13 protein-coding genes and 1 tRNA gene are annotated in these 15,850 nt (G+C 67.5%); 5 read left to right on the top strand and 9 right to left on the bottom strand.

Annotation, left to right across the window (positions count from 1 at the left end; genetic code table 11):
- Positions 1–2: 2 nt before the first annotated feature.
- Complete coding sequence (locus AC07ZS_RS23285; protein ID WP_494800903.1) at positions 3–824, top strand: sulfite exporter TauE/SafE family protein; 822 nt, start codon at positions 3–5, stop codon at positions 822–824.
- 27 nt (positions 825–851) lie between these two features.
- On the opposite strand, the gene AC07ZS_RS23280 is transcribed toward AC07ZS_RS23285, so the two are convergent.
- Positions 852–1,763 carry a LysR family transcriptional regulator gene (locus AC07ZS_RS23280; RefSeq protein WP_494800902.1) on the bottom strand — a complete coding sequence of 304 codons (912 nt, stop codon included), beginning with the start codon at positions 1,761–1,763 and terminating at the stop codon, positions 852–854.
- 380 nt (positions 1,764–2,143) lie between these two features.
- Between AC07ZS_RS23280 and AC07ZS_RS23275 the strand changes: the two genes are divergently transcribed.
- Positions 2,144–2,428: a hypothetical protein gene (locus tag AC07ZS_RS23275; RefSeq protein ID WP_494800901.1), complete on the top strand. Its 285-nt coding sequence runs from the start codon at positions 2,144–2,146 to the stop codon at positions 2,426–2,428.
- A gap of 143 nt (positions 2,429–2,571) precedes the next feature.
- Here the strand turns inward: AC07ZS_RS23275 and AC07ZS_RS23270 are convergent.
- A tRNA-Ser gene (locus AC07ZS_RS23270) sits at positions 2,572–2,662 on the bottom strand.
- Positions 2,663–2,767: 105 nt separating this feature from the next.
- Between AC07ZS_RS23270 and AC07ZS_RS23265 the strand changes: the two genes are divergently transcribed.
- Positions 2,768–4,198 (top strand): sensor histidine kinase, encoded by a 1,431-nt coding sequence (locus tag AC07ZS_RS23265; protein ID WP_494800900.1) that lies wholly within the window; start codon positions 2,768–2,770, stop codon positions 4,196–4,198.
- A 9-nt stretch (positions 4,199–4,207) separates the two neighbouring features.
- Here the strand turns inward: AC07ZS_RS23265 and AC07ZS_RS23260 are convergent, their stop codons facing one another.
- The 4 genes from AC07ZS_RS23260 to AC07ZS_RS23245 form a co-directional block, all read right to left on the bottom strand.
- Positions 4,208–4,801, bottom strand: coding sequence for a LuxR C-terminal-related transcriptional regulator (locus tag AC07ZS_RS23260; RefSeq protein ID WP_204732508.1), 594 nt, complete (start codon positions 4,799–4,801; stop codon positions 4,208–4,210).
- Positions 4,802–5,047: 246 nt separating this feature from the next.
- Positions 5,048–6,340: a tryptophan--tRNA ligase gene (locus AC07ZS_RS23255; RefSeq protein WP_494800899.1), complete on the bottom strand. Its 1,293-nt coding sequence runs from the start codon at positions 6,338–6,340 to the stop codon at positions 5,048–5,050.
- A gap of 8 nt (positions 6,341–6,348) precedes the next feature.
- Positions 6,349–7,017, bottom strand: coding sequence for a site-2 protease family protein (locus AC07ZS_RS23250; RefSeq protein ID WP_494800898.1), 669 nt, complete (start codon positions 7,015–7,017; stop codon positions 6,349–6,351).
- A 64-nt stretch (positions 7,018–7,081) separates the two neighbouring features.
- Positions 7,082–7,717 (bottom strand): L-threonylcarbamoyladenylate synthase, encoded by a 636-nt coding sequence (locus tag AC07ZS_RS23245; protein ID WP_494800897.1) that lies wholly within the window; start codon positions 7,715–7,717, stop codon positions 7,082–7,084.
- 143 nt (positions 7,718–7,860) lie between these two features.
- Here AC07ZS_RS23245 and ligD point away from each other — a divergent pair, with 143 nt between their 5' ends.
- Both ligD and ku read left to right on the top strand, forming a co-directional pair.
- Positions 7,861–10,365, top strand: a complete 2,505-nt coding sequence (gene ligD / locus AC07ZS_RS23240; RefSeq protein ID WP_494800896.1) for a DNA ligase D — start codon at positions 7,861–7,863, stop codon at positions 10,363–10,365.
- Positions 10,362–11,207 carry a non-homologous end joining protein Ku gene (ku, locus tag AC07ZS_RS23235; RefSeq protein ID WP_494800895.1) on the top strand — a complete coding sequence of 282 codons (846 nt, stop codon included), beginning with the start codon at positions 10,362–10,364 and terminating at the stop codon, positions 11,205–11,207. The genes ligD and ku overlap by 4 nt, the downstream gene beginning before the upstream one ends.
- Before the next feature lies 1 nt (position 11,208).
- Here the strand turns inward: ku and AC07ZS_RS23230 are convergent, their stop codons facing one another.
- From AC07ZS_RS23230 to ppc, 3 genes are read right to left on the bottom strand one after another with little or no spacing between them, the layout of a single operon-like run.
- Positions 11,209–12,120: a DMT family transporter gene (locus tag AC07ZS_RS23230; RefSeq protein ID WP_494800894.1), complete on the bottom strand. Its 912-nt coding sequence runs from the start codon at positions 12,118–12,120 to the stop codon at positions 11,209–11,211.
- Positions 12,120–12,977, bottom strand: coding sequence for a 3',5'-nucleoside bisphosphate phosphatase (locus AC07ZS_RS23225; RefSeq protein ID WP_494800893.1), 858 nt, complete (start codon positions 12,975–12,977; stop codon positions 12,120–12,122). The genes AC07ZS_RS23230 and AC07ZS_RS23225 overlap by 1 nt, the downstream gene beginning before the upstream one ends.
- A gap of 46 nt (positions 12,978–13,023) precedes the next feature.
- Positions 13,024–15,786, bottom strand: coding sequence for a phosphoenolpyruvate carboxylase (gene ppc / locus AC07ZS_RS23220; RefSeq protein WP_494800923.1), 2,763 nt, complete (start codon positions 15,784–15,786; stop codon positions 13,024–13,026).
- Between the last annotated feature and the right edge of the window lie 64 nt (positions 15,787–15,850).

The following is a 15,850-nucleotide window of genomic DNA, read 5'->3' as shown; positions in this document are numbered from 1 at the left end:
TGATGCCCGCATTCGATGGGGCCGCCCTGCTGGGGATCGGTGCCTTGCTCGTGGTGGCCGGCGGCGTGGCCGGCTTCCTGGGTGGCATGATCGGCGCGGGTGGCGGGCTGATCCTGATCCCCGTGCTGTACCACAGCTTCGCGGTACTGGGCGTGGATGCCGACATCCGCATGCATCTGGTGGTCGGCACAGCCCTGGCGACGGTGGTACCCACGTCGATACTCGGCATGCGCGTGCATTGGCAGCGCGGCAACGTGGACACCGGTATCGTGAAGCGCCTGGCGCCACCGGTTCTGCTGGGTGCTGTGCTGGCCGGTGCCATGGTCGGAAAAATCCACAGTGCGGGGCTGACGCTGGCATTTGCGATCGTCGCTGCGGTCGTGTCCCTGAACATGGTGTTCAGCAAGAGCCTGTCTCTGCGACAGGGACTGCCAGGGCCCTGCGCCACCGGTCTGATGGGGGTTTCGATCGGCGCCCTGTCCACCTGGGTCGGCATCGGCGGTGCCACCTTGACAGTGCCCTTGCTGCATGCCTTGCACACGCCCATGCCGGTGGCCATCGGTACCGCCTCGGTGCTGGGTGCGATGGTCGGCCTGCCTGGTGCGATGGCCTTCATGGTGAACGGCTGGGGCGATGCCAGAACCCCTCTCGGCAGCCTCGGCTACGTCCATGTGCTGGTTGCGGCGATCGTTTTCCCGGCGAGCGCCAGCGCGATGGCGCTCGGCGCCCGGTTCACCCGACGTGTGAATGTGCGGGTGCTGCGCCTGATGTTTGCCATGTTGATGGCAGTCACCGCCGTGCGCATGCTGTGGTCGCTGCCCTAGGCGTGACGTGACGCTGGGTGGAGGGGCCTATGCCTGCAGGGACCGGCGGGTTTCGGCGGACGATCTCAGCACGCTCAGAAAGCGGTCCAGGTGAGGATTCGTGTCGGCATCCCGGTAGCCCAGGTAGAGGCTTGAGACGGCCTCCTTGTCGAGGATGCGGCTATACAGGACACCTTCGAGCAGCACGCACTGGGTACCCTGAGGGACGATGGCGACACCGAGACCCGATGCCACCAGGCCGATCATGGTGGATGCATCGCGGGCCTCATGCATGACGGCCGGACGGAACCCGGCCTTGGCGCACAGATCCATCACCTTCCAATAGAGACCGATGCCGGCGTCCCTGGGGTAGACGATCAGCGGAACGTTCTTCAACTCGCCGATGTGAATGCCCTTGCCCTTGGTCAGCACATGCTGTTGTGGCATGGCAGCCACCAGGGGGGCCGAGTACCACTCCTCGATCACCACGCCGGTGGGCACGCCCACATTGGGCTTGCGCAAGACACCCAGATCCAGAGACCGATGATGGATCGCATCGAGCTGATGCATCGACGCAAGCTCCATCATCTTCAGCTCCACGGAAGGGTGAATCGACTGGTAGCGTCTGATCGCCTGCGGCAGGGCCTGGGTCAGGATCGAAGACGCCGTGAAACCAATGCTCAGTTTCCCGACGTCGCCCGTTGCTGCGCGGTGTGCTTCATCCTTGGCGTCTTGCACGGAAGCGAGAATGCCGCGCGCGCGCTCCAGAAAATACCGTCCCGACTGTGTGAGGTAAACCCGCTTCTTGTCCCGCTCGAACAGCTGAACGCCCAGCTCTTCCTCCAGCGCGCGGATCTGAGTGCTAAGCGGAGGTTGCGCGATGTACAACCGTTCGGCGGCACGGGTGAAATTGAGCTCCTCGGCGACGGCCACGAAATAGCGCAAATGGCGAAGTTCCAAGGTATCTCCAGGCTATGAAAGATGGTTCAAACAGCATACCTCTGAATATGGATGGACTTCCGTCCCAACGGCACATCCCGGGATGAACTGCATTGGAAGATCTGGGCGGAAGCTTCGGGTGTCGACCATTGACGACAACTGCTCGCGAACGGACTTGAGGAGCCTCGATGGGGTCGTGCACGACACCGCAGCCGAGTACTCCCGTGCGGTTGGAACTCTCACTTCGCAGTTCGTGGGAGGGGAGGGCTTCATTCGAGCGGCTTCACGCTGAGCGTGGACCTGCTCGCCGCTGATGCTCTGAAGCAAGCGGCGGACAAACTGGTGGAAGACTTCAGATACGAGTTACCGCTTTGGGAAACAGGCAAGGTCCCAACATCACCGTGAACGGGACGGTGGGCGCCCTACAGACGGGCGCGAACCCAACCGCCTCTGTGGTGCAAACGGTGTACATGCCCAACAGCGGGAATGCGCTCGCAGCTCTGGCGCGCATCGAGGATGCGGTGAGGGCTTCCCAGGGTATGTCCGCCACTGCCGAGGTGCTGGAGATGCTTCAGGACTTGAAGGACCAGACGCATCGTGAGAAATCGAACCCCATCAAGATTGCGTCGCTGATCGGGGGGCTGGGCGGAGTCATTCAAACCATCCCCAACATTGCCCCCGCTTGAGCCGATGCGCTGAAGCTCCCGCGCGAGTCTCTGCAATGCGTGTGACACGCAGCGAAGCGCAGGGGAAGTGCGTGGGGGAAAGTCCAAAAACAAAGCCCTCGTAGATGCTTGATCTAGAAGGGCTTTTTCGGTGTCCAGTTTCCTGGCGGAGAGGGTGGGATTCGAACCCACGGTACGTTGAAAACGTACACGGGATTTCGAGTCCCGCGCATTCGACCACTCTGCCACCTCTCCGTGTTCGAAGCCTCAGATTCTAACAGGAGCGGAAGCGGGGTTTGCCGCAGGGGGCTTCGGCAGGCCGGGTGAGACAATGCGCCACCGATTGTTTGCTGGCCTTTCATGCTCGTCGACACCCAACCCGCCACCTACCAGCATGTGCCCGCTTCGCCCGAAGTGCGCGACCACTGGGTCAATTCCCAACTCATCGGGGTCCTGATGGACAACATGGGGCCCTCGCTGCTGGCGGGGGTGCTGTCCTTGCCGGTGCTGGTCTACCTGATGGCCGGCCAGGCGAACACCATCGCGCTGGTGGTGTGGGCCGCCCTCACGCTGGCCATGCTGGTGATGCGCTACCGCCTGATCGGTATCTACCGGCTGCGCCACGACAGCCTGGAAGGCCCCCAGCGCATGAACTTCGTGGAACGCTACCAGTGGTCCTGGACGGTGATGGCGCTGCTCTGGGGCGGGCCGGTGCTGCTGAGCTACCAGCAGTCCACCCAGGCCACCCAGTTCGTGTGCGGCCTGGTCGTGCTCGGACAAGGCTTGCTCACCCTGACGGCCTTCAGTGCCTACCTGCCGGTGTTCCGCCAGTACGCCAATGCCTTGATTTTCGCGGTGTTCGTCGGGCTGGCCTGGAACACCCTGTGGATGCTGCACGAGCCCGAGGCGGTGCAGATCGGCCTGGTGCTGATGGCGCTGCTGTTCGTGTTCTGGGGCTTGCTGATCATGGCGGGCCGGCGCCTGCACGAGGTGCATCGGTCCAGCTTCGAGCTGCAATTCTCGAACCAGGAGCTGATCGACTCGCTGACGCTGCAGACCCGGGCGTCCCTGCGGGCGGTGGCGACCAAGAACCGTTTCCTCGCCTCGGCCGCGCACGACCTGCGCCAGCCGGTGCACGCGCTCAGCCTGTACGCCGACTGGCTGGCCACCGAGCCGGAGATGGCGCGCGACATCGCGCCGCGCATCCTGCAGTCCACGCGGGCGATCAACGAGCTGTTCGACTCGCTGTTCGACCTGACCCGCATCGACGCCGGCAACTACAAGGTGCGGCTGCAGCACGTGGACGTGAAGAAGCTGTTCGCCGACCTGTCCCTGCAGTTCGAGCCGGTGGCGGTGGGCAAGTCGCTGCGCCTGCGCACCCACACCCGGCCCTGCACGATCTGGTCCGATCCGGTGGTGCTGCGCCGCATTCTGGGCAACCTGGTGTCCAACGCCTTGCGCCACACGCAGCACGGGGGCGTGTTGCTCGGGCTGCGCCACCGCGACGACATGCTGGTGTTCGAGGTGTGGGACACCGGTGTGGGCATCGCCCGCGAGCACCAGCAGGCGATCTTTCAGGAGTTCTTCCGGGTGTCGCAGCACCAGGGCACCGAGGACAGCCTGGGCCTGGGCCTGACGATCGTCTCCAAGCTCACCTCGCTGATGGGGTATCAGCTGGCCTTGAACTCGGTGGCCAACCGGGGCAGCGTGTTCCGGGTGATGTTGCCGGACTTCACCCAGCGCGAGCCGCTGGAGGCCCACTCGACAGCGGGCGTCAACTCCGGCTTCTGAGGGGAGAGATCAGAGGTCGAGCAGGCCGGCGGTGCGCGCCAGGTGGCTTGCCTGGGAGCGGCTCTTCACGTTGAGGCGGCGGAACAGCCGCCACAGGTGCACCTTGACGGTGTGCTCGCTGATCTGCAGCTGCTCGGCGATGTCGCGGTTGCTCAGGCCCCGGTCGAGCATGACCAGCAGCTGTTTCTGCCGTTTGGACAGCTTGTCGGGAATGGTGGGCGCGTTTTCGTCCTCGACCTCGTCGGCCAGGAATTCGCGCAGCACCTTGGCGATCTGCGCGGCGCCGGCGGATTTCTCCACGTAGGCATCGGCACCGGCTTCGCGGGCCAGGTCTTCGTAGTCGGACGACGGCGAGGCCGACAGCACGATCAGCGAAGTGTCGGGCAGCATCTGCCGAACCTCCCGCACGCCCGAGACGCCGTTGGTGTCGGGCAGCTTCAGGTCGAGGCAGACCAGCTCGGGCTCGCCGTGTTCGGCGATGGCTTTGCTCACGGCCGCCAGACGTTCAAGTTCAACGACCTGCGTGGAAGCACGCAGGCGTCGCAACAGCATGACGACGGCTTCGCGCATCAGCGGGTGGTCGTCGATAACAAAAATACTCATGACTGGCGGGCCGGTAATAACGGAGGTCGAGTTGACAGCATATCGAGATTGCACGTGTTTGGCGATAGCCAATAACGTGCCAATGCAGTCGTTATTTCTACTTTTGGAACCAAACACCCGGGGGTATTTGAGCCGAGCGGCTCAACCCCGGGTGGGGACCGAGGTCGGAAGGACACGTTCTCGGGGATGCGCTGCAGACCCCGATTGTGTATCAAAGCTTGAACAGGGGTGACGCGGGGTTGTCACTCACTCGTCGCGGGGGCCGAAATGGGCCAGGGCCTGGGCCAGCGCCGCCGGGTCGGCCTGGGTCGTCAATTGCCCCTGCAAGCCCTCCAGTGCCTGGGCGCCTTGCTGTTGCAGGCGGGCAATGGCGCCGGCGGCCTCCTTGCCGGAAGCGAACCCCGTGCTTTGCAGCAACAGCTGTCCGCCGGCATCGACCAGCTTGAAATAGAAGAGGCCGTCGCTTTCACGGTATTGCTTGAACGCCGGGGCGGCCGATTTGGCGGCTTTGGCGGCGGAGGCCGACACCACGCTGTCGAGCCGGCGCAGGCCGACGGCTTCCCGCAGCCGGGCCGTGAAGGGCGTGGCGATGGCGCGGGCCTTCTCGGCGCCGGCCTTGAGGGTCTTTTCGATGCGCGCCGGGTCCTGGATGAGCTGGTCGTAGACCTCGCGCATCGGCGCGATCTCGCGGTCCAGGCGCTCGAACAGGGTCTGCTTGGCGTCGCCCCAGGCGATGCCGTCGGCAAACGCCTTGGCCAGCGCCGTGGTTTCTTCGGCCGAGGCGAAGGCCTGGTAGAGCTGGAACAGGGCCGAACCCTCGGTGGATTTGGGTTCGCCGGGCGCGCGCGAATCGGTCACGATGCCCATGATCAGCTTGCGCAACTGCTCGCGCGGCACGAACAGCGGGATCGTGTTGTCGTAGCTCTTGCTCATCTTGCGGCCGTCCAGACCGGGCAGCAGGGCGACGTGGTCTTCGGTCACCGCCTCGGGCAGCGTGAAGTGCTCGCCGTACAGGTGGTTGAAGCTGGAGGCCATGTCGCGCGCCATTTCGATGTGCTGGATCTGGTCGCGGCCCACCGGCACCTTGTGGGCGTTGAACATCACGATGTCGGCCGCCATCAGCACCGGGTACATGAAAAGGCCGGCGGTCACGCCGGCGTCGGGGTCTTCCCCGGCGGCGTTGTTCTTGTCGACCGAGGCCTTGTAGGCGTGGGCGCGGTTGAGGATGCCCTTGCCGGTCACGCAGGTGAGCAGCCAGGTGAGCTCGGGGATCTCTGGGATGTCGGACTGGCGGTAGAAGGTCACCTTCTCCGGGTCGAGCCCGCAGGCCAGCCAGGTGGCGGCGATCTCCAGTGTGGAGCGCTGCACGCGGGCGGGCTCGCCCACCTTGATGAGCGCGTGGTAGTCGGCCAGGAAGTAGAAGCTCTCCACCTCGGCCAGGCGGCTGGCGCGCACGGTCGGGCGGATGGCGCCGACGTAGTTGCCCAGGTGGGGGGTGCCGGAGGTGGTGATGCCGGTGAGGACGCGTTGGGTTTTCATGGGCAGGATCAGAGCAGCAGCATGCGAAGGGGGGTGAGCAGCACCTGGATGGCGCTGTGGGTGAGCGCCATCAGCGGGCGCAGCCAGAGGTTGCCGACCACACCGCTGATGACCAGGGCCATCACGATGAAGAAGCCCCAGGGCTCGACGCGGGAGACGAGGGCGGCCTGCTTCCAGGGCAGCAGGCCGACCAGGATGCGGCCGCCGTCCAGCGGGGGCAGCGGGAACAGGTTGAAGGCGAACATGACGAGGTTGACCACCAGGCCGGCCTCGCACATCCTGAGGAAGAAGGGTTCCTGCACGCCCAGGGCCGCCAGCACGTAGAACAGCACGGTCCAGGCGATCGCCTGGATCAGGTTGGCGCCCGGGCCGGCGAGGGCGACCCAGATCATGTCGCGCTTGGGGTTGCGCAGGCGCCCGAAATTCACCGGCACCGGCTTGGCGTAGCCGAACAGGAAGGCGCCGGAGGTGGCGAAGTACAGCAGCAGCGGCATCGCGATGGTGCCGATCGGGTCGATGTGGCTGAACGGGTTGAGCGTGATGCGCCCCATCATCTCGGCGGTGTTGTCGCCGTAGTGCCGGGCCACGTAACCGTGCGCCGCCTCGTGCAGCGTGATGGCGAACAGCACCGGGATGGCGTAGAGAGCGACGGTTTGAACGATCTGGGCGAAGTCCATGGCGGGGCGCGGCAGGCAAACGGGTATTGTCCCAGACTGGGCGGGGCAGCCCGGCAGGGCCGATTCAGAGGCCGAGGCGGGCCAGCGGGCCCTGGCCGGTGCGCACCACCTCGGGCTCACCGCCCGTGCCCATGGGCGTGAGGTCCACCACGGTGGTGGGCGCCAGGGCGCAGGCGCCCGCATCGATCACGCCGGCCAGGTCGTGTTCGAGCCGGTCGCGGATGTCGTGCGCGTCGTTCAGCGGGGCGGTCTCGCCGGGCAGGATCAGGGTGGTGGCCAGCAGCGGGGCGTTGTGCAGGTCCAGCAAGGCCAGCAGGGTCTTGTGTTCGGGCACCCGCAGGCCGATGGTCTTGCGCGAGGGGTGGCTCACGCGGCGCGGCACTTCCTTGCTGGCTTCGAGGATGAAGGTGTAGGGCCCCGGGGTGGCGAGCTTGAGCAGGCGGTACTGCCGGTTGTCCACCTTCGCGTAGCTCGCGAGCTCGCTCAGGTCGCGGCAGAGCAGGGTGAGGTGGTGCTTGTCGTCCACCTGGCGGATGCGGCGCAGCCGGTCGGCCGCGGCCTTGTCGTCGAGGTGGCAGACCAGGGCGTAGCTCGAGTCGGTGGGCACCGCGAGCACGCCGCCGCGTTCGAGCAGTTGCACCGCCTGCTTGAGCAGGCGCGGCTGCGGGTTCTCGGGGTGGACTTCAAAGTACTGCGACATGGCGACATTGTGACCCGCCGTGCGCCGGGGCGACGACCCAGGGGAGACAGAAGAAATTGCCGCAAATGAGGCGGGCACAGCGCTCTGCGGCGGCGGCTGTTCCTGCGCAGGGTCACGGGCGCGCCGTTTGCCCCAGCGGCAGCATGACCGGCCCCCCTTCTTCCGATCTGCTTCAGCCCTACAAGGCCAAGCGCGACTTCGCGCGCACGCCGGAGCCCCCGGGCGAATTGGGCCGTGCGGCCAAAGTCCTGGGCTTCGTGGTCCAGAAGCACTGGGCGGGCCGCCTGCATTACGACTTCCGCATCGAACTCGACGGTGTCATGAAGAGCTGGGCCGTGCCCAAAGGCCCCAGCCTGGACCCGGGTGACAAGCGCATGGCGGTCGAGGTGGAAGACCACCCCCTGGCCTACGCCAGCTTCGAGGGCACCATCCCGCCCAGGCAGTACGGGGCGGGCAAAGTCATCGTCTGGGACAAAGGCGTCTGGGCGCCGGAGGGCGACCCGCACGCCGGGCTGCGCAGCGGCAACCTGAAATTCGAGTTGCTGGGCCACAAGCTGCGGGGACGGTGGGCCCTGGTGCGCATGAAGACCCGCGACGAAAAAAAACCGGCCTGGCTGCTGATCAAGGAGCGCGACGCCTTCGCCCGGTCTGCCGAGGAATTCAGCGTGGTCGATGCCGCGCCGGACAGCGTGGCTTCGCAACGCATGCCGTCGAAGGACGCGGGCGCCTGGCCGCCCGAGGCGGTGCCCAGCGCGTTGCCGGCCACGCTGTCGCCCCAGCTCGCCACGCGGTCGGAAGCCGCCCCCGCGGTCGATGCGGACTGGCTCTACGAAATCAAGTTCGACGGGTACCGGATGCTGGCGCGCGTCGACGGCGCCGATGTGAAGCTGTTCACCCGCAACGGCCACGACTGGACGCACCGCCTCAGGCCGCTGCACAAGGCCCTGCAGGACATGCAGCTCCCCCCGGGTTGGTACGACGGCGAGATCGTCGTGTTCGGCGGCACCGGCCTGCCCGACTTCGGCGCGCTGCAGCAGTCGCTGGAGAACGAGCGCACGGCCTCGGTGGTGTTCTACCTGTTCGATCTGCCTTATGTGGCAGGTCACGACCTGCGGGCCGCGCCCCTGGTGGCGCGCCGTGCCGTGCTGGAAGGCCTGCTGCGCGAGCGCCCCATGGATGCGGTGCGCTTCAGCGCGGTGTTCGAGGCGTCGGCCGCCAGCGTGCTGATGTCGGCCTGCCGGCTCGGCCTGGAGGGCGTGATCGCCAAGCGCAAGAGCGCCCCGTACCGGTCCACGCGCAGTGCCGACTGGCTCAAACTCAAGTGCGGGCAGCGCCAGGCATTCGTGATCGGCGGGTTCACCGAAGGCAAGGGTTCGCGAACCGGCTTTGGCTCACTGCTGCTGGGCCTTCATGAAGCGGACGGCTCGCTGCGCCACGTGGGCAACGTGGGCACCGGTTTCGACACCGGCACCCTGTCCAGCCTGCACCGAAAGCTCAAAGCCCTGGAGCGGCGGACCAGCCCGTTCGCCCAGGCGACCATCGCGGGTCGGCCCCACTGGGCCACGCCTTCATTGGTGGCCGAGGTGGCATTCTCGGACTGGACGCACGCGGGCCATATCCGCCACGCCGTGTTCGTCGGTCTGCGGGAAGACAAGGCTGCCCCAGCGGTGGAAAAGGAGGTGGAGGTGCCCAAGCCGAACGACTCGCCCGCGCCGGTGCGCAAACCCGGCCACCCGCCGGTGCCGGCGCAGAAGCCGCCCGCACCCTCCAGGATGCGCGTGACCCACCCCGAGCGCGTGATCGACGCGAGCACCGGCGTGACCAAGCTCGATCTGGTGAGCTTTTATGCGACCGTCGGCCCGCTGATGATCGAGCACCTGCGGCAACGGCCGGCGGCCCTGATGCGCGCGCCCTCAGGCATCGAGGGGGAACTGTTCTTCCAGAAGCACCTGCCGCCCTCGATGAAGATGGCCGGCGTGGTGCAGCTCGACCCCGCGCTGGACCCCGGCCACGACCCCTGGGTGGCGGTGGCCTCCCGGCGCGGGCTGCTCTCGGCGGCGCAATGGAACGTGGTCGAGTTCCACACCCAGAACGCCTTCGCGCGCACCTTCGAGAAGCCCAACCGCCTCGTGTTCGACCTCGACCCCGGGGAAGGGGTGGCCTGGGCGCAGGTGCAGGAGGCGGCGCAGCTCACGCATTCGCTGCTCGACCACCTGGGCCTGGCGAGTTTTCTCAAGACCAGCGGCGGCAAGGGGCTGCACGTGGTCGTGCCGGTGCGCCAGCAACACGACTGGGACAGCGTCAAAGGCTTCGCGCGGGCTTTGGTGCGGCACATGAGCGAGACCATTCCGCAGCGCTTCGTGGCCAAGAGCGGGCCCAGGAACCGGGTCGGCAGGATCTTCGTCGACTACCTGCGCAACGGGCGCGGCGCGACCACGGTGAGCGCCTGGTCGGCGCGCGCCCGCCCGGGCATGGGGGTGTCGGTGCCGGTCGACTGGAGCGAGCTGTCCGCCTTGCGCGGCGGCGACCACTGGCATGTGCGCAACATCGCCGAGCGCCTGTCCGTCGGCAACCGGCCCTGGAACGGCTACGCCCGATCGGCGCGTTCGCTCACGCCGGCCATGAAGATGCTGGGGTACGCGCCATGAGCCCGCGCGTGATCTGGAAAGGCGCCATCAGCTTCGGCCTGGTGCACGTGCCGGTGGCGCTGTACCCGGCCTCGCAGGACAGCGGCATCGACTTCGACTGGCTGGACCGGCGCTCGATGGACCCGGTCGGTTACCAACGGATCAACAAGCGCACCGGCAAGCCGATCCAGGGCGACGACATCGTCAAGGGCATCCGGCAGGACGACGGGGAGTACGTGCTGGTGACCGATGCGCAGATCAAGGCCGCCTACCCCGTGTCCACGCAGACCATCGAGATCGAGACCTTCGTGCAGGCGGCCGAGATCCCGTTTCTGCTGCTGGAGAAACCGTACTACCTCGAACCCATCGGCAAGGGCGAGAAGGTCTATGCCCTGCTGCGCGAGGCCATGGCCCAGTCGGGCGTGATCGGCATTGCGCGCGTGGTGATGCACACCAAGGAGCACCTGGCCGCGCTGGTCCCCATGGGGCCGGCGCTGGTGCTCAACACCATCCGTTGGGCCAACGAGATCCGCCCGGTGGATGACCTGAAGCTGCCCGCCGCGGGCAAGGCGGCCGCCGGCGTGAAGGCGGCCGAACTCAAGATGGCCACGCAGCTGATCAGCGACATGACCGGCCCCTGGGATGCGACGGCGTATGAGGACCGTTTCGTGAGCGCGGTGCAGGCCCTGGTGCGGCAGAAGGTGAAGGCCGGCGACACCAAGACCGTCAAACCGCTGGAAGACGCGGTGGAGGCATCGGCGCCGAGCAATGTGGTGGACCTCACCGAGCTGCTGGCGCGCAGCCTGAGCAGCCGAAAAGGCGGCAAGGACAGGAAAGCCGCCGCGCCCCGTCGGCGCGCCTGACTCACTCGGGCGGGTGCGCTTCCACCGGCAGGCGCCGGTCGCGCGCCGTGAGCCAGCTCGCGGTGGCACCGCAGAGCACGATCATCGCGATGCCGATGAGCTCCCAGCGGCCCGGCACGTGGCCGAACACCAGCCAGCCGCAGAACATGGCAAAGCCGATCTGCCCGTAGAGGTAGGGCGTGAGCGTGGAAGCCGGCGTGCGCTGGAACGCCAGGATCAGCAGGAAGTGGCCGACCGTGCCCATGAGCCCGATCAGGCACAGGAGGGCAAAGGTGGCCCCATCGGGAATCGTCTGCCAGACCACCGGCAACACCAGGCTGGACACCAGCGCACCGACCCAGCCGGTGTAGAAATGCATGGTCATCGGGTCTTCGGTGCGCGCCATCTTGCTGGTGAGGATCTGGAACCAGGCGTAGGTGAAGACCATCACCAGGGGCAGCAGGCTGGCCCAGCCGATCACATCGCCGCCAGGCTGCACCACCAGCAGCGCGCCGGCAAAACCGCCCACCACCAGCACCCAGCGCAGCAGCGACACGCGCTCGCGCAGGAACAGGGCCGCCAGCAGCGTGACCACCAGCGGCGTGATCATGACGATGGCGGTGAATTCGCCCACCGGCATGTATTGCAGGGCGATGAAAGACAGCGCGCTCACCGTCAGCAGCAGCGCGCCGCGCAGCAGCTGGAAGCGCGGGTGCTCGGTGCGCACCAGGCCGCGACCGCGCACCGGCAGCATGACGGCGGTGACCAGCACGGCGTGGAACAGGTAGCGGAACCACACGGCCATCAGCACCGGCACAAAGGCGCCGACGTACTTCACCGAGGTGTCGAGCACCGCAAAGCAGGCCGTGGCCAGGATCAGGAACCCGATGCCCAGCGCGGCCTGCGCGGGCGTGTGGCGCGCCGCTGCCACCATCACTGCAGGATGCGCGGTTGCAGCAGCTCCCACACGGGCGTGACGCTGCCCGGCAGGTCGGGCAGCTTGCCCAGGTCGGTGTGGCTTTCTTCGGGGCTGTGGAAATCGCTGCCGCGCGACGCGGCCAAACCGAATTCCTGGCAGAAGCCCGCGTACTTGACGTAGTCGGCCTGCCCGTGGGCGCCGGTCATGACTTCCACGCCCTGGCCGCCATGGGTCTTGAATTCGGTGAACAGGGCGAATTCCTCGTTGGGCGTGAGTTTGTAGCGCCCGGGGTGGGCGATCACCGCCACGCCGCCGGACTGGGTGATCCAACCCACCGCATCGCCCAGCGCGGCCCAGCGGTGGGGCACGTAGCCGGGCTTGCCTTCGGTGATGTACTTGCGGAACACCTCGTTGGTTTCCTTGCACACCCCGATCTCCACCAGGTAGCGCGCGAAATGCGAGCGCGAGATCAGTTCCGGGTTGCCCACGTACTTCAAGGCGCCTTCGTACACGCCGGGGATGCCCACGCGGGCCAGGTCGTCGCTCATCTCGCGCGCGCGCTGCTCGCGCCCGCCGCGGGTGGCGCGCAGGCCGTCGAGCAGGGCGGGGTGGTGGTGGTCCATGCCCAGGCCGACGATGTGCACGGTGATGCCGGCGAAGGTGACCGAGATCTCGGTGCCCGTGAGGTAGGGCAGGCCGGCCTCGCGCGCGGCGGCGATGGCGCGGTCCTGGCCGCCCATCTCGTCGTGGTCGGTCAGGGCCCACAGCTCGACGCCGTTGGCCTTGGCGCGCTGGGCGAGCGCCTCGGGCGTGAGGGTGCCATCCGAGATCACGGAGTGGCAGTGCAGGTCGGCGTTGAGCAAGGGGTTCACCGGTCCATTTTAGGTGGGGGTGCCAAGGCCTTGTGTCACCAGGGGTTCAGCCCGTGTTGCGCAGCCCGGCGGCGATGCCGTTGATCGAGATGTGGATGCCCCGGCGCACGCGCTCGTCGCGGTCGGCCTGGTTTTCGCCGGCGCGGTAGCGCCGCACCAGTTCGACCTGCAGGTGGTGCAGCGGGTCGATGTAGGGAAAACGGTGGCGCATGGAGCGCTGCAGCGCGGCGTTGTTCACCAGGCGCTGTTTTTCACCGGTGATGAGCGCCAGGGCATCGGCGGTGCGCTGCCATTCGGCCTCGATCGCCTTGAACACCTGGTTGCGCAGGCGCTTGTCGGGCATCAGCTCGGCGTAGCGCGAGGCCAGGGCGAGGTCGCTCTTGGCCAGCACCATGTCCATGTTGGAAAGCAGGGTGCTGAAGAAGGGCCACTGTTTCACCATCTTCTGCAGCAGCGCCTTCTGTGCGGCCACGCCCTTGGGGCCGTCCTGGTGCAGGAAGGCATGCACGGCCGAGCCGAAGCCGTACCAGCCCGGCAGGGTGAGGCGGCACTGGCCCCAGCTGAAGCCCCAGGGAATGGCGCGCAGGTCCTCGATCTTCTGCGTGGCCTTGCGCGACGCCGGGCGCGAGCCGATGTTGAGTTCGGCGATTTCGCGGATCGGCGTGGCGGCGAAGAAGTATTCGGCAAAGCGCGGGGTGTCGTAGACCAGCGCGCGGTAGGCCGCCATGCTCTGGCGCGAGAGTTCGTCGGCCGCGGCCAGGAAGGCGGCGGGCGCGTTGCGCGTGGGCTTGAGCAGGGTGGCTTCCAGCGTGGCGGCCACCAGGGTTTCAAGGTTGCGCCGACCGATCTCGGGGTTGGCGTACTTGGAGCCGATCACCTCGCCCTGTTCGGTCAGGCGGATCTGGCCGCGCACCGTGCCCGGGGGCTGCGCCAGGATGGCCTGGTAGCTTGGGCCGCCGCCCCGGCCCACCGTGCCGCCGCGGCCGTGGAACATGCGCAGCTGGATCGGCTTCTCGGCGCCCTTGTTGAGGGTGTCGAACAGATCGACCAGCGCGATCTCGGCCCGGTACAGCTCCCAGTTGCTGGTGAAGATGCCGCCGTCCTTGTTGCTGTCGGAGTAGCCGAGCATGATGTCCTGCTCGCTGTAACCGTCGCCCGCGCCGCGCTGCACCATGGCGCGCACGCCGGGCAGGGCGAGGTACTCGCGCATGATGGGCGCGGCGTTGCGCAGGTCTTCGATGGTCTCGAACAGCGGCACCACGATCAGGTCGCACACCGCGTCGTCGGCCAGCGTGCCGCGCATCAGGCCGGCTTCCTTCTGCAGCAGCAACACTTCCAGCAGGTCGCTCACCGTTTCGGTGTGGCTGATGATGGCGTGGCGGATGGCCTGCGCACCGAAGCGCTCGCGCCCGCTGCGCGCGGTGTCGAAGATCGCCAGCTCGCCGAGGGTGTGGGCCGAGTAGGCGACGCCGGGCACACGCAGGGGGCGCGCGTCGTTCAGCTGGCGCAGCAGCACGGCGCGCTTGCCGGCTTCGTCGAGCTGCGAGTAGGCGGGTTCGATGCGCGCGGCCGCGAGCAGCTCGGCCACCACCTCTTCGTGTTTGTCCGAGCTTTGCCGCAGGTCCACGGTGGCGAGGTGGAAGCCGAACACCTGCACCGCGCGCATCAGCGGCAGCAGGCGCGCGCGCGCCAGGGCCTCGCCGTGGTGCGCCTGGAGCGAGGCCTCGATGGTGCGCAGGTCGTCCAGCAGTTCGGCGGCGCTGGCATAGGGATCTTGCGGCGCGATGGCGTGGCGGGCCGCCTCGCCGCCGGTGAGGTGCGTGAGCGTGGCCGCCAGGCGCGCGTACATGCCGGTGAGCGCGCGGCGGTAGGGCTCGTCCTGGCGGTGGGCGTTGGTGTCGGGCGAGCGTTCGGCCAGCGCCTGCATGGCCGGGCTCACGCTGTTGAGCATGGCCGAGACCGACAGCTCCGCGCCCAGGTGGTGCACCTGGGTGAGGTGGTGGCGCAGCACCATGTCGGCCTGGCTGTGCAGCGCGAGCTCCAGGGTCTGCGCGGTCACGTTGGGGTTGCCGTCGCGGTCGCCGCCGATCCACTGGCCCATGCGCAGGAAGGGCGCGATGCCGTCGCTGCCGCCCAGGCCTTCCTCCAGCTCGCGGTAGAGGCGAGGGATCTGTGTGAGGAAGGTGGCCTCGTAGTAGCTCAGCGAGTTCTCGATCTCGTCGGCCACGGTGAGCTTGGTGAAGCGCAGCAGGCGCGTCTGCCAGAGCTGCGTGACGCGCGCGCGGATCTGCGCCTCGATGTCGGCGCGCTCGCGCGGCAGGCGCTGCGGTTCGTCGCGCTCGCCGAGCAGGCGCGCGATCGCGCGCTCGGCGTCCAGGATGCTCTTGCGCTGCACCTCGGTGGGGTGGGCGGTGAGCACGGGAGAGATGTGGGCGCTGGCCAGCGTGTGCACCACGTCGGCCGGTGCGATGCCGGCCTTGTGCAGCTTCTGCAGCGTGCGCGCCAGGCTGCCTTCCTGCAGGTTGCCGGCGCGCTCGTGCACCGCGCGGCGCCGGATGTGGTGGCGGTCTTCGGCCAGGTTGGCGAGGTGGCTGAAATAGGTGAAGGCGCGGATCACGCTCACGGCCTGGTCGCCGGTCAGGCCCTTGAGCAGCTTCTTCAGCGCCTTGTCCGCCGACTCATCCGCATGACGGCGGAACGCCACCGAAAGTTGGCGGATCTGCTCGATCAGGTCGAAGGCGGCCTGGCCCTCCTGCTCGCGGATCACGTCGCCCAGGATGCGGCCGAGCAGCCGGATGTCGTCAATCAGCGGCTGGTCCTTGTCGGCCCGTCCGGCGCCCTGGGTGGTGGTGGTTTTCGGGGCAGGGCGGGCG

The organism is Hydrogenophaga sp. GW456-12-10-14-TSB4, assembly GCF_059424305.1.
The sequence above is the reverse complement of the archived record's forward strand: the minus strand, read 5'-3'. Positions and strand labels throughout refer to the sequence as shown.